Source organism: Paracoccaceae bacterium Fryx2, assembly GCA_032334235.1.
Classification (GTDB): Bacteria; Pseudomonadota; Alphaproteobacteria; order Rhodobacterales; family Rhodobacteraceae; genus JAVSGI01.
On record JAVSGI010000005.1, the window covers coordinates 432,116 to 451,489 of the forward strand.

Sequence of the window (19,374 nt, forward strand, 5' to 3'; positions counted from 1 at the left end):
GATCAGTCCGGCTGCCGGTTCGGCGGCCGCCAGTCCTGCGCCGGTCTGCCCCGCTCCAGAATGCGGAACCCGTCGACCGACACCGCCTGCCAGTCGCCCGCCGTGCCGTCGGGCCACAGGATGCGCGCCTCGGCCGTGGTGGCGGCCCCAAGCCCGAAGTGCCACCAGCCGGTCTGGCCCCCGGCATGGCCGCCGCCCGCCGTCAGTTCGCGCCGCTGCACCAGGCCGCCGCTTCGCACCTCGATCCAGCCGCCGATGGCGTCGCGGTTCGGGGCAGGCTGCTGCGGGCGGATCTGCAGCCAGTGGCCGACATCGGGGGTGACGTTGCGCCATATCTGCGAAGGCGCGTTGCGGTTGACCACCACGAGATCGACCCGGCCATCAAGGTTGAAATCGGCCAGCGCCGCGCCACGGCCGGGGCCCATGCCGGCCACCCCCGCGGCTGCCGCCGCCTCGGTGAAGATGCCGTCCGGGCCCTGCATCAGCAGGTTGTCGGGGTCTTTTTCGGCAAAGTCGGGCATGTCCCAGACGTTGCCCTTGGCGATGAACAGATCGGGTCGGCCGTCGTTGTTCACATCCTCGAACTGGGCGTGCCAGGCGGTGCTGGGGCGGATGTCGCCGCCGGTGTGCGGGCGGTGCGCCGTCACGCCGCGGGCAAAGGCCACGTCGGCATAGGTGGGAATGGGGGCGCCTTCCGTCGGCTTCAGGGTCTGCAGCTTGTTGTCGGCCATGCTGGTCAGGAAATACTCGGGGTAGCCGTCGCCATCAAGATCGCGGCTGGCGATACCCATGCCCCAGATGCGCAGGCGCTGCCAGCCTTCGGCCTCGGTCCACAGGGCAGGCGGCGCGCCGGGGGGCAGGCGCCAGAGCTGCTCCTGCCCGCCCTTGTAGTATTCGCGGTCGTTCGACACCCGCAGCGACGGCGTGCCCGAGCGGTTCCAGTCGGTGAACAGCATCGACAGCGCGCAGTGGCTGGGCGTCAGGGGCAGCGGCGGGGCGAAGCCGACGGTGCCGGGCCGATGCAGCCAGTTGTCGGTGCAAGACCCCCAGGGAAAGCTTTCCTCGCGCCGGTCGATGTAGTTGCCGATGGCAAGCGTGGGCCAGCCTGCGCCCGCCTCCCATGTGGCGGCGAAGGCGGTTGACCAGGCGTCGCCGCCGTCGAAGCCCCAGGCCTCGTTGGCCCGCTCGAACCGGCAGTCGCCAAGGCCGCGCAGCACGATGTTCGCGCCGACCCGCAGCAGCACCAGATCGGTGATGCCGTCGCTGTCGATGTCCAGCGGATATGCGCCCGACACGCTGTCCTGCCCCAGCGCGCCGGGTTCGGCGTCAAAGCGCAAAGGGCCGGCGGAATGGCTCCGGTTGCGGTAAAGCATGGCGGGGGCGGTGCCGCCGGCCAGGGCAAGGTCGGGACGGCCGTCGCCGTCGCAGTCGAAGGCCGCGACCCCGCCGCCGACGATGAATTCCCAGCCGCCCTCGAAGCTGTGCGCGATGCCGGAAGTCGCGGTGTCCTCGACAAAGGCCGGGGCCTGCGCCTGAGCGGGGGTGGCTGCGGCCAGCAGCAGGGCAAGGGCAGGGCGCCTCATCGCCGGGTCTTCAGCGCGTTGACCCAGGCCCCGATGCAGCGGCCCTGATCGAGCCCGCGCTCGATCGCGGCGCGGAAGTGGATGCCGCCGTAAAGGCGCGAGAGTCCCGCCTCCTCGGCTGCCGCCCAGAAGTCGGGGTAGGTGCGCGGGGCCATGCCGTCGTCGGCATGGGTGGCATCAACGAAGGCGAAGCCCGGACCGAAAAGGTCGGTCAGCACCGACGCCGCCGCCCCCGACTGGGTGCTGTGCCCGCTGGGATACTCGGGGAAGGGCGGAGTGATCAGCAGCGGCTCCCACGCCGGGTCGATCACCCGGCGGATGTAGGTCACCGGGCGCAGCAGGTCATGCTCGAACTTGCTGTGCCAGCAGCCGATGAAGGCATCGGCCAGCGCAATGCCAAGGCGCGCCAGCACATCGACGCGTTGCTCGATGTCGGCGCCGTCGCGGATCAGGATCTCGGTCGCGATGCTGATCCAGTGCCCGGGCGGGGTTGGCGACAGCATCGGGTCGTCCGACCAGAAGCGCGCGATCAGGCGCTGTTCGTCGGTCAGGGTGCGGGTAACGGTCACAACCTCCATCGCCTCGGCATGGAAGGCGGACCCCGGGTCTTCGCTGTAGTCGGGCGGGGCGGGCAGCGGGCAGGAAGCCCCGTGCGGCATCGCGAAGGGGCGGTTGTTGCCCCAGCCCGGCAAGAGCGGCACCTGCTGCTGGCGGATCATCGAAGTCGGCACCCAGTGCCCGGGGCCGGGGGTCAGGGCGAAGCTTTCGGGGAAACCCATGTTGGCGACCACCGCGCCGCCATCGTCCTGCGACCATGCCAGAACATGCGCCGCCACCGCCCGGCCCATCGCGGTGCTGCGCGCCACCACGTCGGCGGGAAGCGCCTCGGCCAGCCTTTGCCCCAGCCGCGATTCCATGGCCGCCATGGCGCGCTGGCCGGTCGGGCCGGTGTTGGCGAAATGCGATTGCGCCGCGGCGGCCATGGCGGCGTGCAGCACCAGCGCCTCGTCATAGGCCGCGCCGGGGTCGCGCGCAGGCAGCGGGGTCAGCCCGTTCAACTGGCCCGCCAGCGAGGCCATACTTCCCGACCCTCCCGCCACGGATTCGTAGGCGGTGACGCCGATGTAGCCGAAGGCGCGGGCGGCGACCGGGGGCGACTGGGTCGGGGTGTGGCGCACCAGTTCCAGCACAAGCCGGACCCAGGTCGTCAGCACCTCCTCAGGCGCGTCGGCACGCGCGGGGGCAGGCGCGGCCAGGCACAACGTCAGCGTCACGGCCCATAGGACCAGGATGTGTCGAACGCCGCCCATGCAGACCCTCCCCGGCCTTGCGCCCCGCGAAGGGCGGAGCAGCCCTTGCGGCATGAATGAATGCATGGCGGGTGCGGCGCGCGCAAGGGGCGCGGCAGCGACCGCCGCAGACGCCGGGGCTGGGTGGAGTGAACAGGGGAAGACTCCTAAGGAATATAATAAAAACAATGTACTGTGATGCTATCCTTCCATTCTGCATTAAGGGCGCGAAGATTGTCGGGTTCGGCGCCGGAGGAACGGACTTCGCTTCTATTCTATAAAAAACAGTATTTTGTGCCATCATGTTGAGGCAATTCATGGCCCGCCCTTCAGGCCACGAAATCGGCCGCTTCCGCGCCGGTGATGCGGTGCAGCACCTGCGGGGGAATCGCGAAGATGTGGCGCGGGGTGCCGGCCGCCGCCCAGACCAGCGGAAAGGTCAGCAGCCGCCGGTCGATCCAGACCGGCGGCGCGGTCAGGTGCCCCACGGGGGCCACGCCGCCGATGGCAAATCCGGTCTCGGCGCGGATCTGCGCGGCCTCGGCCGGGCCCAGCGGCTCGCCCGCGAGGGCTGCCGCGAGGCTGGCACAGATCTGGTTGCCGCCCGCCGTCAGGAACAGCCGCAGGCGGCCGCTGCTTTCGCCCCGGAACAGGATCGACTTCACGATCTGGTCCAGCGCGCAACCCGCCGCATCGGCGGCCTGCCGGGCGGTGCGGGTTTCGGTCGCCATCTCGCGCAGATCGACCTCGACTCCGGCCGCTTCAAGCGCCGCGCGCACCCGTTTCAGGCTCTTGCTCACGTCCGACTCCGCATTTTCTGCCTTTATCGGCGGGACATGCGGTCGCGGCAAGCCCTGCGGGGCGTTGACCCTGTGGCGTGGCCCCGCCATGGTGCGCCCATGATGCAGCCTTTCGCCAACCGTCTGACCCGCCAGCCCATCGCCCATGACCGTGCCGCAGCCGACGGGGTGCTGGCAGACTTTGCCGACCTTGCCCCGGACCTCGCCGGGCTGCTGGCCGGAGCGGCGGGGTGCAGCCCCTACCTGCGCGGCCTGATGGCGCGCGAGGCGGTCTGGCTGCGCGAGGCGCTGGCGCAGCCGCCCGAGGCGGCGCTGGCGGTGGTGCTGGGTGCGCTGGACGACGTGCCGGTTGACGGGCTGGGGGTCGCGCTGCGTCTGGCCAAGCGGCGGGTGGCGCTTTTGGCGGCGCTCGCCGATCTGGGCGGTGTCTGGCCGCTGGAAGCGATAACCGGCGCGCTGACCGCGCTGGCCGACCGGGCGGTGGATCTGTGCGTCAGGCGGCTGGTGGCGGAAGAGATCCGCCGCGGCAAGCTGCCCGGCCAGCGCCCCGAGGATGCCGATACCGCCGGGGGCATGGTGGTGCTGGCGATGGGCAAGATGGGGGCGGGCGAGCTGAACTATTCGTCCGACATCGACCTGATCTGCCTGTTCGACGAAAGCCGCTTCGGCACCGACTGGCAAGAGGCGCGGATGGCCTTCATCCGCGTGACCCGCAAGATGACGGCGCTGCTGTCGGACCTGACCGCCGAAGGCTATGTATTCCGCACCGACCTGCGGCTGCGCCCAGATGCCGCCGTGACGCCGGTTTGCCTGTCGATGGCGGCGGCCGAGGGGTATTACGAAAGCGTCGGGCGCACCTGGGAACGGGCGGCGTTCATCAAGGCGCGGCCCTGTGGCGGCGACCTTGCGGCGGGGCAGCGGTTCCTTGGCACCCTGACGCCGTTCGTCTGGCGCAAGCATCTGGATTACGCGGCGATTCAGGATGCCCACGACATGCGGCTGCGCATCCGCGACCATCGCGGGCTGCACGGGCCGGTGGTGATAGAGGGCCACAACATGAAGCTCGGCGTCGGCGGCATCCGCGAGATCGAGTTCTTCACGCAGACCCGCCAGCTGATCGCCGGGGGCCGCGATGCCAGCCTGCGCGACCGCACCACGGTCGGCGGCCTTGCGGCACTGGCGGCGCGCGGCTGGGTGCCGCAGGCCGTGACCGACGAGCTGACCGCGCTCTACCGCGCCCACCGCGAAGTCGAGCATCGCTTGCAGATGGTGGGCGACGCCCAGACCCACCTGATGCCCGGCACCGCCGAGGGCGTGGCGCGCATCGCGCATTTCTGCGGCGAGCCCGACCCGCAGGCGTTCCGCGACGCGCTGCGCGCAAGGCTGGAGCGTGTCGATCAGCTCACCGAAAGCTTCTTCGCCCCGGCCGCCGCAGAGACGGGGCCGGAGCTGACGGCCGCTTCCCGTGCCATCGTCGATGGCTGGAACAGCTATCCGGCGCTGCGGTCCGACCGGGCGGTGGCGATCTTCCAGCGCCTGCGCCCGATGCTGCTGCGTTGCCTTGCCCGCGCCGCCAATCCCGACGAGGCGCTGCTGGCCTTCGACGGCTTCCTGTCGGGGCTGCCCGCGGGGGTGCAGATATTTTCGCTGTTCGAGGCCAACCCGCCGCTGGTCGACCTGATCGTGGACATTGCGGCCACTGCGCCGATGCTGGCGCGCTACCTGTCGCGCAATGCCGACGTGCTGGATGCGGTGATCGGCGGCAGCTTCTTCGCGCCCTGGCCGGGGGCAGCGGCGCTGACTGCGGCGCTGGCGGCCAAGATGGCCGAGGTGCCTGACTACGAACGCAAGCTCGACGCCGCCCGGCGCTGGATGAAGGAATGGCACTTCCGCGTCGGGGTGCATCACCTGCGCGGGCTTATCGAGGCAGTCGAGGCGGGCAAGCTTTATGCCGATCTGGCCGAGGCGGTGGTGGCGGCGGTCTGGCCGGTGGTTGGCGACGAATTTGCCCGCAAGCATGGGCAGGCGCCGGGCCGCGGCGCGGTGGTGCTGGGGATGGGCAGTCTTGGCGCGGGGCGACTGAACGCCGGGTCCGACCTTGACCTGATCGTGATCTATGACGCGGGCGATGCCGAGGCGAGCACGGGCCCGCGCCCGCTTGTTACGCGGCTCTACTTCGCCCGGCTGACGCAGGCGCTGGTGACCGCCCTCACCGCCCCGATGGCCGAGGGGCGGCTTTACGAGGTCGACATGCGGCTGCGCCCCTCGGGCCGTCAGGGCCCGGTCGCCACCGCGATCGGGGCGTTTCGCGACTACCAGCTGGGCGAGGCCTGGACGTGGGAGCATCTGGCCCTGACCCGCGCGCGTGCGTTGGCCGGCGACCCCGGGCTTGCCGATGAAGTCGAACGCTTCCGCCGCGAGGTGTTGACCTGCAAGGGGCAGGTGGAGGCGGTGCTGGCCGATGTAGCGGCGATGCGCGCCCGCCTGCAGGCGTTCAAGCCCGGCAACGGCAGCCTCGACGCCAAGAACGGCCCCGGCCGCCTGATGGACATCGAGCTTCTGGCGCAGACCGCGGCGCTGCGGGCGGGCGATCCGGCACGGCGGGTCGAGGCGCAGTTGCGCTGCGGCGTGCGCCACGGTTTCCTGTCGCAAACGGATGAGACGGCGCTGCTCGACGCCTACAGGCTGTGCTGGCGGTTGCAGGCGGGAACCCGGCTGCTGACCGAGGGCGCGCTCGATCTGGAAAAGCTGGGGTTCGGCGGGTGCAGGTTCCTGCTGCGCGAGACAGGCGAGGCCGATGCAGCGGCGCTGGCGGCGCGGCTCGGGGCGGCGGCGGTGCGGGCGGCGGCGGTGATCGACGCGCGGCTGGGCACAGGGGAAGGGGCGGGCGATGACACTGGATGAGGCGGACCCGAAAGGGCTGGTGCGCGAAAGCTACCGGATCGACGGCATCACCGACCCCGAATGCCGGTCAATCTTCGTCGATTGGGCGCTGAGCCTGCCGGTCGGGCGGCCAGAGGCTGCGGCGCTGGCGGTGCTGATCGAAACCTATGCCGAGGTGACCCCCGGCCACCCGATGAACGCGGTGCTTGCGGCCGGCCTTGGCACCGCCCCGCCACCCCGCCGCCGCGGCGGGCGCGCCTCGCGCGTCGAGGGCGGCTGAGCCTCAGCGCAGCCCGGCCGCCTCGCGGGCCAGCGCGGTGATCCCGGCCCAGTCGCCCTGTTCCATCAGGCCCCGGGGCGCAACCCAGCTGCCGCCGACGCAGAGCACATTGGCCAGCGCCAGATAGTCGCGCGCATTGCCCAGCCCGATGCCGCCGGTCGGGCAGAACATCACCTGCGGCAGAGGCGCGCCGATCGCCTTCAGCGCCGCCGCCCCGCCCGACGCCTCGGCGGGGAAGAACTTCTGCACGGTGTAGCCGCGCTCCAGCAGCGCCATCACCTCGGTCGCGGTGGCGGCACCGGCCAGCAAGGGCAGGCCCTCGTCCTCGCAGGCATCCAGCAGGCGGTCGGTGGCCCCGGGCGAAACCCCGAACATCGCCCCCGCCGCCTTGGCCGCCTTGACATCTGCGGGCGTCAGCAGCGTGCCCGCCCCGACCACGCCGCCCGGCACCTCGGCCATGGCGCGGATCACGTCAAGTGCAACCGGGGTGCGCAAGGTCACCTCCAGCGCGGGCAGGCCCCCGGCCACCAGCGCCTCGGCCAGCGGGCGGGCGTGCGCCAAATTGTCGATCACCAGCACCGGCACGACGGGGGCAAGGCGGCAGATATCGGCCGCGCGGCGGCATTGGTCGGCGGGGGTCATGGGATCAACCTTCATGCGGTGGAGCGGGTGGCAGGGGCGGGAGCCTCCGGCGGGGATATTTGAGCCAAGATGAAAGCACAAGGAAGGTCGCGGGGCGCTGCGCCCTGCCTCGGGCCGCCACTGGCGGGGGAGACAGGGCGCTTTCACCTTGGGCGGTCATCGGCGTCCCCGCCTGTACCGCCCTTGCATCCTGACCCGTGATCCTTTCATCTTGGTTAAAATATCCTCGCCGAAGGCATCAAGGTTCTTCTTTCCATGCTTTGGCCCGAAAATCCCGCCGGAGCAGGCTCAGACCACCACTGCCGCACCTTCGGTTGCGGGGCCAACGGTCTGGCGGAACGCCTCGAACAGCTCGCGGCCAAGGCCGTGGCGGTTGGCCGAAAGGTCGGCCTCGACCGGCTCGCGGTCCTCGAAACCGGGGGTCAGCACCGACAGCGTTCCCGCGTCGGCATCGAGGCGCACCAGATCGCCATCGCGCAGCCGTGCCAGCGGGCCGCCGCAGGCGGCCTCGGGCGAGACGTGGATCGCGGCGGGCACCTTGCCCGAGGCGCCCGACATGCGGCCGTCGGTCACCAGTGCGACACGCAGGCCGCGATCCTGCAGGACGGTCAAGGTTGGGGTCAGCGAGTGCAGTTCCGGCATCCCGTTGGCGCGCGGCCCCTGGAAGCGCACCACCACCACCACGTCCGAGGTGAAGGCCCCGGCCTTGAAGGCGCGCTTCACGTCCTCCTGATCGTGGAAGATCCGGGCGGGGGCTTCGATCACATGCCGGTCGGCGGCGACCGACGAGACCTTGATCACGCCGCGCCCGAGGTTGCCCGACAGTTGCTTCAACCCGCCCGAGGGCGCGAACGGATCGGAAACCGGGCGCAGGATGCGGTCGTTCAGGGTGGTTTCGGCGCCCGCCTGCCAGACCAGCGCGGCGTCGATCAGCTTCGGCTCCAGCCGGTAGTGGCCGATGTCGTCGCCCGCCACGGTGCGGGCGTCGGGGTGCATCAGCCCCGCGTCGAGCAGGGCGCCGATCATGTAGCCCAGCCCGCCCGCGGCGTGGAAATGGTTCACGTCGGCCAGCCCGTTGGGATAGACCTTGGCCATCAGCGGCACCACGTCGGAGATGTCGGCGAAATCCTGCAGGTCGAGCAGGATGCCCGCCGCCCGCGCCATGGCGGGCAGGTGCAGCACGAGGTTGGTCGACCCGCCGGTGGCCATCAGCCCGACGAGGCCGTTCACGAAGGCGCGTTCGTCGAGGATCTCGCCGGCCGGGCGGAAATCGTTGCCAAGCGCCGTGATGGCAGCGGCGCGTTCCACCGCAGCCGTGGTCAGCGCCGCGCGCAGCGGCGTGCCGGGGTTGACGAAGCTGGCGCCGGGCAGATGCAGGCCCATGAACTCCATCAGCATCTGGTTGGTGTTGGCGGTGCCGTAGAAGGTGCAGGTGCCGGGGCCGTGGTAGCTGGCCATCTCGGCCGCCATCAGCGCCTCGCGCCCGACCTCGCCGGTGGCGAAGGCGTTGCGCACCCGCGCCTTTTCGTCGTTGGGCAGACCCGAGGGCATCGGGCCCGCGGGCACGAACACCGCCGGGATGTGGCCGAAAGTGGCGGCTGCGATGATCAGCCCCGGCACGATCTTGTCGCAGACGCCCAGATAGAGCGCCGCGTCGAAGGTGTTGTGGCTGAGCGCCACACCCGCCGCCAGCGCGATCACGTCGCGCGAGAACAGCGACAGTTCCATCCCCGGCTGACCCTGCGTCACGCCATCGCACATCGCGGGCACGCCGCCCGCAACCTGCGCCGTGGCCCCGGCGCGGCGGGCGGCGGTGCGGATCAGGGCGGGGTAATCCTCGTATGGCTGGTGCGCCGACAGCATGTCGTTGTAGGCGGTGACGATGCCGATGTTGGGCAGGCGTGCCGCGGCCAGCGCCGCCTTGTCCTCGGTCATCGCGGCATAGGCATGGGCCTGGTTGCCGCAACTCAGATGCGCGCGGGCCGGGCCTGCCGCCGCCGCGCGGGCGATGCGGTCAAGATAGGGGCCGCGCTGGTCGCGGGAGCGTTCGCGGATGCGGTCGGTCACACGGGCGATGGTGCTGTTCAGCGTCATGGGCAACCTCTCGCCGGGCCTGTCCCGGCAGCGATGGGCGTCGGCTGGTGCTACCACAGGCCGTTAGCGCTAACAACCCCGGACTGTCTGCCGGGCCCTTGCGCAGCGCCGGAAACCGCCGGTGCCGAGGTGCGGGCGGCTTGCCCGGCAATTGTTTCCACCCTGTCAGGGATACCACGGAAATGCGCGGCCGTTTTCTCAATTCAGCCATAATCGGCACGCAAATACCTCGCATGGCAAGGGGGAGAAACCCCCGGAGGATAGGCAGATGAAAAGGTTCCGCAGTCTTGTCGCACTGGGTCTGGCGCTGGGTCTCAGCGCCTGCGGGTCGATGGACCCCGCCAGCCGGGGTGTCGCACCCGATACCCTGAGCATGGCCGCTTCAGGCAAGAACGCACCGCGCACCGTGGTGCTGGCGACCCAGTATCAGGTGGTTGGCATCGAGGTCAGCGTTCCGAAGACCCTGAAGGTTTCGGAAGCCAACATGTATTATCCGATCGCCGACATCGTCTGGCGCGGCGAGCAGCGCGGCGACCGCCATGCGCAGGTCAAGGCGATCTTCGAGGAAAGCCTGGGCTACGGGACCAGAGGCATGACCAAGGGTCCGAAGGTGGTGGTCAATGTGGCCGTGACGCGCTTCCACTGTCTGACCGAGAAGGCCCGCTACACCGTCGGCGGGATGCATTCGCTGCACTTCACCCTGACGGTGCGCGATGCGGCCAGCGGGGCGGTGATCGACGGGCCGCGCAAGATTTGGGCCGATATCCGGGCCTCGGGCGGGTCGAAGGCGATTGCCGAGGATACGGTTGGCCGCACCCAGCGCGTTGTGGTCATCGAAAACCTGGCCGCCACCATCCGGCGCGAGCTTTCGATGCAGCGGCCCGAGCCTGCGCCCGAGCCGGGCATTGTGCCGACCTCGCGGCTGGACAGCGATCTGCGCCTGTCGCCGCTTGCGCTGGCCGACTGACGCGCGGCCCCCTTCCGTCACATCACGCAACGCTGTAGGAGGGGGGCATGACGCCCCCTTCTTCGCATGAGCCCCGCCCCGATGACGCACCGGCAGCCCCCCACGGCCGCCCGGTCGTCCGACTGAAACCCAAGGCCGAGGCCCGGGCGATCCGGCACGGCTTCCCCTGGGTCTATGCCGACGAACTGGTGACCGACCGGCGCACACAGGGGCTGGCCCCCGGTGCGCTGGCGGTGCTGGAAGATGCCGACCGCAGGCCGCAGGCGCTGGTCACGGTCAACACCGCGTCGAAGATCATCTGCCGCGTGCTTGACCGCGACCCCGAGGCGGTGATTGATCAGGCATGGTTCACCCGGCGGCTGGCGCGGGCGCTGGCGCTGCGCGAACGGCTGTTCGATGTGCCCTTCTACCGCGCGGTCCATGCCGAGGCTGACGGGCTGCCCGGCGTGGTGATCGACCGCTTCGGCGACACCGCCGTGGTGCAGCCCAACGCAGCCTGGGCCGAGACGCATCTCGATGCGCTGGTGGCGGCGCTGGTCGATCTGACCGGGGTCACCAATGTCGTGAAGAACGGCACGGGCCGGGCGCGCGGGCTGGAGGGGCTGACCGAGGAAACCGTGCTGCTGCGCGGCCGGGTCGACGCGCCGATCGCGGTGCCGATGAACGGGGCGGTGTATCTGGCCGACGTGATGGGCGGGCAGAAGACCGGCCTGTTCTTCGACCAGCGCCCGAACCACGCCTTTGCCCAGCGTCTGGCCAGGGGCGCGCGGGTGCTGGACATGTTCAGCCACGTCGGCGGGTTTGCGCTGGCGGCCCTTGCGGGTGGGGCGGCGTCGGCGCTGGCGGTCGATGGCTCGGCCCCTGCGCTGGCACTGGCAGAAGCCGGGGCTGCGGCCTCGGGCGTGGCCGACCGCTTTGCCACCCGGCAGGGCGATGCCTTCACCGTGCTGGAGGCATTGGGCGCAGAGGCCGCCCAGTTCGATCTGGTCATCTGCGACCCGCCCGCCTTCGCCCCTGCCAAGCCCGCGCTGGAGGCGGGTCTGCGCGCCTATGAGCGCATTGCCCGGCTGGCGGCACCGCTGGTGGCGCCGGGCGGCTATCTGGTCTTGTGTTCCTGCTCTCATGCCGCGGACCTTTCGGCCTTCCGCAACGCCTGCGCGCGCGGCATCGGGCGCGGCGGGCGGCGGGCGCAGGCGTTGCACACCGGCTTTGCCGGGGCCGACCATCCCATCCTGCCGCAACTGGCGGAGTCGGGCTACCTCAAGGCGCTGTTCTTCCGGCTGGACGGGTGAGGGTCGTCCTCGACGCCTGCGTGCTCTACCCGACCGTGTTGCGCGAGATATTGACCGGCGTGGCGCGGGCCGGGCTGTTCGCGCCTCTGTGGTCGGAGCGCATCCTTGAAGAATGGGCGCGCGCGACCCGCAAGCTCGGGCCGGGTGCCGAGGCGCTGGCGCGGGCCGAAGGGGCGGCGCTGCGCGCGGGTTTTCCGGCGGCGACGATCGCGGCCCAGCCGGGGATCGAGGCCCGCCTGCACCTGCGCGACGAGAACGACATCCACGTACTGGCCGTGGCCATCGCGGGCAGCGCCGATGCCATCCTGACCTTCAACGCCGCCGACTTTCCCCGCCACACGCTCGCCGCCGAAGGCCTTGCCCGCCGCGACCCCGACGGATTCCTGTGGGAATTGTGGTCGCATCACCCCGAAGCCGTGACGGTCGTTATTGAGGCGGTGCGTGCCGAGGCGGGGCGCCTGTCGGGCCAGCCGCAACCTCGCCGACCCTTCCTGCGCCGCGCCAGCCTGCCGCGCCTTGCCCGCGCGATGGACGCTCAGCCGATCTGATTCCAGCGCGCCTCGCGGGCCTCGATGGCGGCGATGCGCTCGGCGGTCCTGGGGTGGCTCAGCAACCAGGCGGGAGTGCCAGCCCCCTTCGCGCCGGTCAGCACCTCGAGCTTGCGGAACAGCGACTTCTGCGGCCCGGTGCCGATGCCCGCCTTGACCAGCAGGGCCGAGGCATAGGCATCGGCCTCCTGCTCGTCGCGTCGCGACAGGCGCGCGGCCAGCGCGGTGGCGATCAGGTTGGCGATCCAGATGCCCAGGCCGGGGATGAAGCGGTTCAGAAGCGCCGACAGCATCATGAACACCGCATTCTGCCCGGTGAAGTCGATCATCCGCCGCCTTGTATGGCCCAGCGCCACATGCCCCAGCTCATGCGCGATCACCGACGAAAGCTCCTCGGCCGTCACCTCGCCCGCGCGGTATTTCTGCACGAACCCCCGGGTCAGGAAGATGCGCCCGTCGGGGGCCGCCAGCCCGTTCACCGGATCGACGTCGAACACGTTCACCTTGATTTCCGGCAGATCGAGCGCCGCAGCCATCCGCCCGGCAAGCCGGGTGAGTTCGGGCTCGCGCAGGGGGCTCGACTGCGCGTCGAGCATCTTTGCGGTCCGCCAGACCGAAAAGCGATACATCGCGAGAGCGTAGAGGATCGGCAGGATCAGGGGGAGGAATTTCAGCATATGTCATATATGGGGTGACGGTGGGGCGCGGCAAAAGTTTTGCTGCAAAACTTTTGCAAAAATCTTGGTGAAGATTTTTGGCGACAGGATCGCGGCCCTTACCGCCCCAGATCCTTGATGCCGCGCACGATGCCGTCCAGCGTCATCGGCACCATGCGGCCATCGAAAATGTCACGGATCAGGCGGATGGTGTGGCCATGATCCCAGAAGCGTTCCGGCGTCGGGTTGATCCAAAGGTGCGACGGCCATTGCGCGCAGGCGCGGTGCAGCCAGACCTGCCCGGCCTCGGCGTTCCAGTGTTCGCTGGCGCCGCCAGGGTGCAGAACCTCGTAGGGCGACATCGAGGCGTCGCCGACGAAGATGCACTTCCAGTCGGGCCCATAGGTGCGCAGCAGGTCGGCCGTGGCGGTCTGGTCATCCCAGCGCCGCGCGTTGTCGCGCCAGACGCCTTCATACAGGCAGTTGTGGAAGTAGAACGGCACCAGATGGCGGAATTCGGATTTCGCGGCGGAGAACAGTTCCGCCATCACCTTGACGTAAGGGTCCATCGAGCCGCCGACGTCAAGAAACAGCAGCACCTTGACCGCATTGCGCCGTTCGGGGCGGGTCTGCACGTCAAGCCAGCCCTGTTCGGCGGTGGCGCGGATGGTGCCGTCGAGGTCAAGCTCTTGTTCGGCGCCGTCGCGGGCCCATTTGCGCAGGCGGCGCAGGGCGACCTTGATGTTGCGGGTGCCAAGCTCGACCGAATCGTCCAGATTTCGGAACTCGCGCTTGTCCCAGACCTTGACGGCGCGCTGGTGGCGGCTTGCGTCCTGGCCGATGCGCACGCCCTCGGGGTTGTAGCCGTAGGCGCCGAACGGGCTGGTGCCTGCCGTTCCCACCCATTTGTTGCCGCCCTGATGGCGGCCCTGCTGTTCGGCCAGCCGCTGGCGCAGGGTTTCCATCAGCTTGTCGAAACCGCCCAGCGCCGCGATCTCGGCCTTTTCCTCGTGCGTCAGGTGCTTTTCCGCCAGCTTCGCCAGCCATTCGGCCGGCAGGTCGATGGCTTCAAGCACCGCCTCGGCCGGGATCGCCTCCAGCCCCCGGAAGCTTTCTGCAAAGGCCCGATCGAAGCGGTCAAGGTGGCGTTCGTCCTTCACCATCGCGGTGCGGGCAAGGTAGTAGAAACCGTCAATGTCGTAGATCACCAGACCCGAGGCCACGCCTTCGAGAAAGGCGAGGTATTCGCGCAGCGAAACCGGCACCCCCGCCTTGCGCAATGTCTGGAAGAACGCCAGGAACACCGCCTATAGCGCGCGTTCGAGGATGATGGTGACAAACAGCCCGAGGATGCCGAAGGCAATGCCATAGGCCGCGCCATATTGCAGCGAATCCAGCGCTTTGCCGCCCATCCTGCGGGCTTGCAGCGCGCCGAACATCGCCCCCAGTCCGATACCCGTGATCACGATCATGCCCGGCCTTCCCCTGCTGCGAACCGGACCGCCTCAGCCCCTGCTGCCGCGCGGGGCCAGCGCAGCGATATCGGCCATGCGTGCCCGCACCTCGGCGTCCGTGCCGAAGCCATAGCGCGCCCAGCCCAGACTGTCGAGCCGCACCGCCCGCGCCTCGGCCCCGCGGCCCGCCAGATCCAGCGCCTCGGCCTTGATCAGCATCAGCGTGGCCAGCAGGGCGGCATTCTCGGCCTCTGCCACCGCCGGGATCGCGGCATCGGCCAGCGCCAGCGCCTGCCCGGCCTGACCGGAAGACAGCGCCAGCGCCGCAAGCTGCATGTCGGCATGGGCGGCGTGGATCTGCCCGCCGGGGAGGCTGCGGTAGATGCGGGCGGCCTCTGCGAAGGTGGCGGCGGCCTCGGTCGCGTCCTGGCCCAGGCTCATCCGCGCCAGCGCGAACAGGCTGAAGCCAAGCCGGGCGTCCTGCCAGCCCTGCGCGCGGGCGATGGCCAGCGCGTGTGCCGCAGCCCGCCGCCGCGCCTCTGCCGAACTGCGCGGCCCGAGGGCGGTTTCCACCGCGGTGATCCACTCACGGGGCGTCGGCTCGTCGGCGGCCGGTCCCGGGCGCTCTCCGGCCGGGTTCAGGCGTGCCAGCAGGCCGGGCAGGGCGGCCGCCACCTGCGCCCGTGTCATGCCGCTGCGCAGTTCGGGCGCATAATGCAGGCGCAACACCAGCATGTCGAAGCCGGTCAGCACCGTGTGGAAGTTGTCGTCGTTGAACACCGAATCCGGCAGGCGGTAAAGGTCGTTCAGCGGCCCCAGCGCCTGCGCGGTTTCCTCGTGCAGGCAATCGCGCACCTCTTGCGGGCTGGTGTCGGAGGGCACGAAGATCGCCACCCGCTCGCGCACGGTCAGGGTCGTCCAGTCGGTGCGTGCCCCGCCGCGCGCGCCGCGGTATTCGGCCCAGGACGAGACGCGCGGCGCCACGAAACAGGCGACATTGGCGAAGGTGGCCTGAATCCGTTCGCGCGGCAGGAATTCGACGGTGATCGAGGCGGGGCCCGTGGTCTGCCGGATGTCGATCCCGGCCTCGGTGCGGAAGCGCTGCACGAGGCGCGCAAGGTCGGCCGCTGCGGTCGGCGGCGCCTGGCCTGCGATGGCCACGGTCACCGGGCCTTCGAACCGGGTGAAGACCGGCAGGATGCGGCCGCTTTCCATCTGGAATTCCAGATCGAGAAAGTCGCGCGCGATCTGGGCGTTGCTGCGGCCGGGGCTGGCGACCCGCGGCGCGCCGAAGCTTTTCATCGCGGGCAGGGCGGTGGTCGCCACGGCATCGTGCGGCCTGCCCATCGAGACCTGCGGGGCAGGCGGCGCCGACGCGCAGGCGGTCAGCGCCAATACGCAGAAAATGGCAAGACGCATGTCAGGTCGCCCGGTTGTATTCGATGAAAGCGGTTTTCACGCCCAACTGATCATAAAGCATCCGGCCGGGGTAGTTGTTTTCGGCCGTCAGCCAGTAGACATCAGGCGCGCCCGCGGCATCGGCCGCCGTGAAGACCGCCTGCATCAGCGCCCGCGCCACACCCTGCCCGCGCGCGGAGGGCACGGTGTAGATGTCTTGCAGATAGCAGACCGGCCCGGTCTTCCAGCAGGTCGGATGATAAAGGAAATGCACCAGCCCCAGCGCCTGCCCGCCGCGTTCCGCGATCCGCCCGTGCATCCCGTCGCCGCCCGCCACGACGCGCGCGAAGGTTGCCCGGTAAACGGCTTCCGGCAGGGTGGTGTGGTAGAAGGCCAGATAGTCCTGCCACATGGCACGCCAGACGGTCACGTCGGCAGCGGTGACGGGTCGAACGACAAGGGTATCCGTCAGGGGCATCGGCACATCCGCAATGTGGCATTGGGTCGATCAAGACAACCGTTCCCGAGTGTCGGCCTCGCGGCAGCTTTGTGTCAAGACTGCGGAAAGGTCGGCATCCGGGTCGGCCGGGCAGGAGGCGGCATCCGGTGCCGCCTCCTGCCCCGCCAGACAGACCCCGAAGCCCGGGCGGGAATGATATCATTGGTTGGATTTAATTACCGAAATCAAAGGCTTGCGGCAGGTTCTTAAAGTGGTCCGCCCTGCCGCCCCCGCGCCATGAAGGCCAGCCGCTCGAACAGATGCACATCCTGTTCGGTCTTCAGCAGCGCGCCATGCAGCCTGGGCAGCGCCGCCCGGCCGTCGGCCCGCAGATCCTCGGGCGAAAGATCCTCCGCCAGCAGGAGCTTCAGCCAGTCCAGCACCTCCGATGTCGATGGCTTCTTCTTCAGCCCCGGCGTCTCGCGGATCTCGTAGAACCGGGTCAGGGCGGCGGTCAGCAGCGCCTCCCTGATGCCGGGAAAATGCACGGCGACGATGCGGCGCAGCACGTCGATGTCGGGAAAGCGGATGAAGTGGAAGAAGCACCGCCGCAGGAAGGCGTCGGGCAGATCCTTCTCGTTGTTCGAGGTGATGATCACCACCGGCCGGTGCGTGGCGCGCACCGTCTCGCCGGTCTCGTAGACGTGGAACTCCATCCGGTCGAGTTCCTGCAGCAGGTCGTTGGGAAACTCGATGTCGGCCTTGTCGACCTCGTCGATCAGCAGCACCACCCGCTCGGGCGCCTCGAACGCCTGCCAGAGCTTGCCCTTGCGGATGTAGTTGGCGACATCCGACACCCGCGCGTCGCCCAACTGGCTGTCGCGCAACCGGCTGACGGCATCGTATTCGTAAAGCCCCTGCTGCGCCTTGGTGGTGGATTTGACGTGCCATTCGAGGATCGGCATCCCCAGCGCCGCTGCCACCTGCCGGGCAAGCTCCGTCTTGCCGGTGCCGGGTTCGCCCTTGACAAGCAGCGGGCGTTGCAGCGTGACGGCGGCGTTGACCGCCATCGTCAGGTCGTCGGTGGCGATGTAGGCGGCTGTCGAGGCGAATTTCATCAGGGCACTTTCACATGGGCTGCGGCGGATGCCGCGTGGCGTCAAGACCCTAGCACAGGGGGAAATCGTCGCAACCCCGCACCAACGGCTAGTGACAAGCCCCTGGCCTTGCGTTAATGCACCGCCATCAGGAGAGCCCCATGACAGAAGCCCACCTGTCGGAGCAATCCGGCCATTTGGAGAGCCAAGCCATGAAAGCAGAGGTCTTTCTGCCCGAAGATTACCGTCCGGCCGAAGACGAGCCGTTCATGAACGAACGCCAGCTTGAATATTTCCGGCGCAAGCTGATGGTCTGGAAACAGGAACTTCTGGACCAATCCGCCGAAACCATCGAAGGCCTGCAGGATTCGGGGCGCAACGTGCCCGACATCGCTGATCGTGCCTCGGAGGAAACGGACCGCGCGCTGGAACTGCGCACCCGCGACCGCCAGCGCAAGCTGGTCAGCAAGATCGACGCGGCGCTGCGCCGGATCGAGAACGCCGAATACGGCTATTGCGAGGTGTCGGGCGAGCCGATCTCGCTGAAGCGGCTCGATGCGCGTCCGATCGCCACGATGACGCTGGAAGCGCAGGAAAAGCACGAGAGGCGCGAAAAGGTCCACCGCGACGACTGAAGGCCGCGACGGCATGACACTTGCGCGACCGGCGGTGGCGCGAAACAACTGACGCCGGGCCATCGCTGGCCCGGCGTCTTGCATTTGGCGCCCTGAGCGGGGGAAGACATGAGCCTGATCGGCGCAGAGATCACGGTGCTGGGGGCCGGCGTGGCGGGACTGGCAGTGGCAAGGGCGCTGGCGCTGCGTGGCGCCCGCGTCACTGTGCTGGAACAGGCCAAGGCGATCGAAGAGGTCGGGGCCGGCCTCCAGATCAGCCCGAACGGGGCGGCGGTGCTGCACGCACTCGGCCTCGGCGCGGCGCTGGAGGCCGCCTCGACCCGCAGCCAGGCGGTGGAACTGCGCGACGGCATCGACGGCGCCACCGTGCTGCGGATGGACCTTGCCCGCCTGCGGCCGGGGCAGGGCTATCACCTGCTGCACCGCGCCGACCTGATCGACCTGCTGGCCACCGGCGCGCGCGAGGCCGGCGTCGAGATCCGGCTGCTGCAACGGGTGGAAACGGTCGACTTGTCCGGCCCGCGCCCGAAACTGGTGACGCTGCAGGGCGCGCAATCCACGCCGCCGCTGCTGATCGGCGCCGACGGGCTGCATTCCAAGGTGCGGGCGGCCCTGAACGGGGCGGTTGCGCCGTTCTTCACTCATCAGGTCGCGTGGCGCACGGTGATTCCTGCCGAACCGGGTGCCGCCCCGGTGGCCGAGGTTCACATGGGCCCCGGCCGCCATCTGGTCAGCTATCCGCTGCGCGGCGGCAGCCTGCGCAACATCGTGGCCGTCGAGGAACGCCGCCGCTGGGTGCAGGAAGGCTGGAACCTGAAGGACGATCCGGTGGAAATGCGTCTGGCGTTCGAAGGCTTCGGCCCCCGGGTGCGCGGCTGGCTCGACGCGGCGCAGGAGGTCTGGCTCTGGGGCCTGTTCCGCCATCCGGTGGCGAAGCACTGGCACGGGCAGGGTGCCGCGATCCTAGGCGACGCCGCCCACCCGACGCTTCCCTTCCTGGCACAGGGCGCCAACATGGCGCTGGAGGATGCCTGGGTGCTGGCCGCATCCCTTGCCGCGCATGACACACCCGAGGTGGGCCTTGCCGCCTATCAGGCCGCCCGCGCCCGGCGCTGCGCCGCCATCGTGCAGGCCGCCAACACAAACGCGCGCCTCTACCATCTCGACGGCATCGCGCGCGACGCCGCCCACCTCGGGCTGCGCTTCGGCGGCCGCATGGCCCCCGGTCTGGCCCTGAAACGCTTTGACTGGATCTACGCCCACGACGCGACGAAGGCCTGACCTACGGCTTTCTTCTGTTTCCAAATATCCCCGCCG

General features: G+C 69.6%; 18 protein-coding genes. 7 read left to right on the forward strand and 11 right to left on the reverse strand.

Features of this window, described 5'->3' with window-relative positions:
• Nucleotides 1-2: 2 nt before the first annotated feature.
• The 3 genes from RNZ50_11335 to RNZ50_11345 all read right to left on the reverse strand — a co-directional run bounded on the left by RNZ50_11335 (nt 3) and on the right by RNZ50_11345 (nt 3,672).
• Nucleotides 3-1,583: a CRTAC1 family protein gene (locus RNZ50_11335; protein ID MDT8855595.1), complete on the reverse strand. Its 1,581-nt coding sequence runs from the start codon at nt 1,581-1,583 to the stop codon at nt 3-5.
• Nucleotides 1,580-2,893 (reverse strand): vanadium-dependent haloperoxidase, encoded by a 1,314-nt coding sequence (locus RNZ50_11340; GenBank protein ID MDT8855596.1) that lies wholly within the window; start codon nt 2,891-2,893, stop codon nt 1,580-1,582. The genes RNZ50_11335 and RNZ50_11340 overlap by 4 nt, the downstream gene beginning before the upstream one ends.
• 308 nt (nt 2,894-3,201) lie before the next feature.
• The gene (locus RNZ50_11345; GenBank protein ID MDT8855597.1) at nt 3,202-3,672 is read right to left on the reverse strand and encodes a YbaK/EbsC family protein; all 471 of its coding nucleotides are present in this window, start codon (nt 3,670-3,672) and stop codon (nt 3,202-3,204) included.
• A gap of 102 nt (nt 3,673-3,774) precedes the next feature.
• On the opposite strand from RNZ50_11345, the gene RNZ50_11350 reads away from it, so the two are divergent.
• Complete coding sequence (locus RNZ50_11350; GenBank protein MDT8855598.1) at nt 3,775-6,576, forward strand: glutamine-synthetase adenylyltransferase; 2,802 nt, start codon at nt 3,775-3,777, stop codon at nt 6,574-6,576.
• Nucleotides 6,563-6,835 carry a hypothetical protein gene (locus RNZ50_11355; protein MDT8855599.1) on the forward strand — a complete coding sequence of 91 codons (273 nt, stop codon included), beginning with the start codon at nt 6,563-6,565 and terminating at the stop codon, nt 6,833-6,835. Before RNZ50_11350 ends, RNZ50_11355 begins: the two co-directional genes overlap by 14 nt.
• 3 nt (nt 6,836-6,838) lie before the next feature.
• Here the strand turns inward: RNZ50_11355 and RNZ50_11360 are convergent, their stop codons facing one another.
• Together RNZ50_11360 and edd are read right to left on the reverse strand one after the other, a co-directional pair.
• A complete protein-coding gene (locus RNZ50_11360; GenBank protein MDT8855600.1) occupies nt 6,839-7,477 on the reverse strand; it encodes a bifunctional 4-hydroxy-2-oxoglutarate aldolase/2-dehydro-3-deoxy-phosphogluconate aldolase in 639 nt (212 codons plus the stop codon).
• A gap of 288 nt (nt 7,478-7,765) precedes the next feature.
• Nucleotides 7,766-9,571, reverse strand: coding sequence for a phosphogluconate dehydratase (edd, locus tag RNZ50_11365; GenBank protein ID MDT8855601.1), 1,806 nt, complete (start codon nt 9,569-9,571; stop codon nt 7,766-7,768).
• Between the two features lie 268 nt (nt 9,572-9,839).
• Between edd and RNZ50_11370 the strand changes: the two genes are divergently transcribed.
• From RNZ50_11370 to RNZ50_11380, 3 genes are read left to right on the forward strand one after another with little or no spacing between them, the layout of a single operon-like run.
• Nucleotides 9,840-10,538 carry a DUF6778 family protein gene (locus tag RNZ50_11370; GenBank protein ID MDT8855602.1) on the forward strand — a complete coding sequence of 233 codons (699 nt, stop codon included), beginning with the start codon at nt 9,840-9,842 and terminating at the stop codon, nt 10,536-10,538.
• 47 nt (nt 10,539-10,585) lie between these two features.
• Nucleotides 10,586-11,830 carry a class I SAM-dependent methyltransferase gene (locus tag RNZ50_11375; protein ID MDT8855603.1) on the forward strand — a complete coding sequence of 415 codons (1,245 nt, stop codon included), beginning with the start codon at nt 10,586-10,588 and terminating at the stop codon, nt 11,828-11,830.
• Nucleotides 11,827-12,378, forward strand: a complete 552-nt coding sequence (locus tag RNZ50_11380) for a PIN domain-containing protein (GenBank protein MDT8855604.1) — start codon at nt 11,827-11,829, stop codon at nt 12,376-12,378. The genes RNZ50_11375 and RNZ50_11380 overlap by 4 nt, the downstream gene beginning before the upstream one ends.
• Here RNZ50_11380 and RNZ50_11385 read toward each other — a convergent pair.
• The 6 genes from RNZ50_11385 to RNZ50_11410 all read right to left on the reverse strand — a co-directional run bounded on the left by RNZ50_11385 (nt 12,366) and on the right by RNZ50_11410 (nt 17,443).
• On the reverse strand, nt 12,366-13,055 hold the full coding sequence (locus RNZ50_11385) for a M48 family metallopeptidase (protein MDT8855605.1): 690 nt from the start codon (nt 13,053-13,055) through the stop codon (nt 12,366-12,368). The genes RNZ50_11380 and RNZ50_11385 overlap by 13 nt on opposite strands.
• Before the next feature lie 98 nt (nt 13,056-13,153).
• The gene (locus RNZ50_11390; protein ID MDT8855606.1) at nt 13,154-14,338 is read right to left on the reverse strand and encodes a VWA domain-containing protein; all 1,185 of its coding nucleotides are present in this window, start codon (nt 14,336-14,338) and stop codon (nt 13,154-13,156) included.
• A 3-nt stretch (nt 14,339-14,341) separates the two neighbouring features.
• Nucleotides 14,342-14,506, reverse strand: coding sequence for a hypothetical protein (locus tag RNZ50_11395; GenBank protein MDT8855607.1), 165 nt, complete (start codon nt 14,504-14,506; stop codon nt 14,342-14,344).
• A gap of 33 nt (nt 14,507-14,539) precedes the next feature.
• The gene (locus tag RNZ50_11400) at nt 14,540-15,907 is read right to left on the reverse strand and encodes a DUF2927 domain-containing protein (protein ID MDT8855608.1); all 1,368 of its coding nucleotides are present in this window, start codon (nt 15,905-15,907) and stop codon (nt 14,540-14,542) included.
• A gap of 1 nt (nt 15,908) precedes the next feature.
• Complete coding sequence (locus RNZ50_11405; GenBank protein MDT8855609.1) at nt 15,909-16,358, reverse strand: GNAT family N-acetyltransferase; 450 nt, start codon at nt 16,356-16,358, stop codon at nt 15,909-15,911.
• A 233-nt stretch (nt 16,359-16,591) separates the two neighbouring features.
• Nucleotides 16,592-17,443 (reverse strand): MoxR family ATPase, encoded by an 852-nt coding sequence (locus tag RNZ50_11410; protein MDT8855610.1) that lies wholly within the window; start codon nt 17,441-17,443, stop codon nt 16,592-16,594.
• Nucleotides 17,444-17,634: 191 nt separating this feature from the next.
• Between RNZ50_11410 and dksA the strand changes: the two genes are divergently transcribed.
• Nucleotides 17,635-18,057: an RNA polymerase-binding protein DksA gene (gene dksA, locus RNZ50_11415; GenBank protein MDT8855611.1), complete on the forward strand. Its 423-nt coding sequence runs from the start codon at nt 17,635-17,637 to the stop codon at nt 18,055-18,057.
• Nucleotides 18,058-18,165: 108 nt separating this feature from the next.
• The gene (locus RNZ50_11420; protein ID MDT8855612.1) at nt 18,166-19,338 is read left to right on the forward strand and encodes an FAD-dependent monooxygenase; all 1,173 of its coding nucleotides are present in this window, start codon (nt 18,166-18,168) and stop codon (nt 19,336-19,338) included.
• The last annotated feature ends 36 nt before the right edge of the window (nt 19,339-19,374 follow it).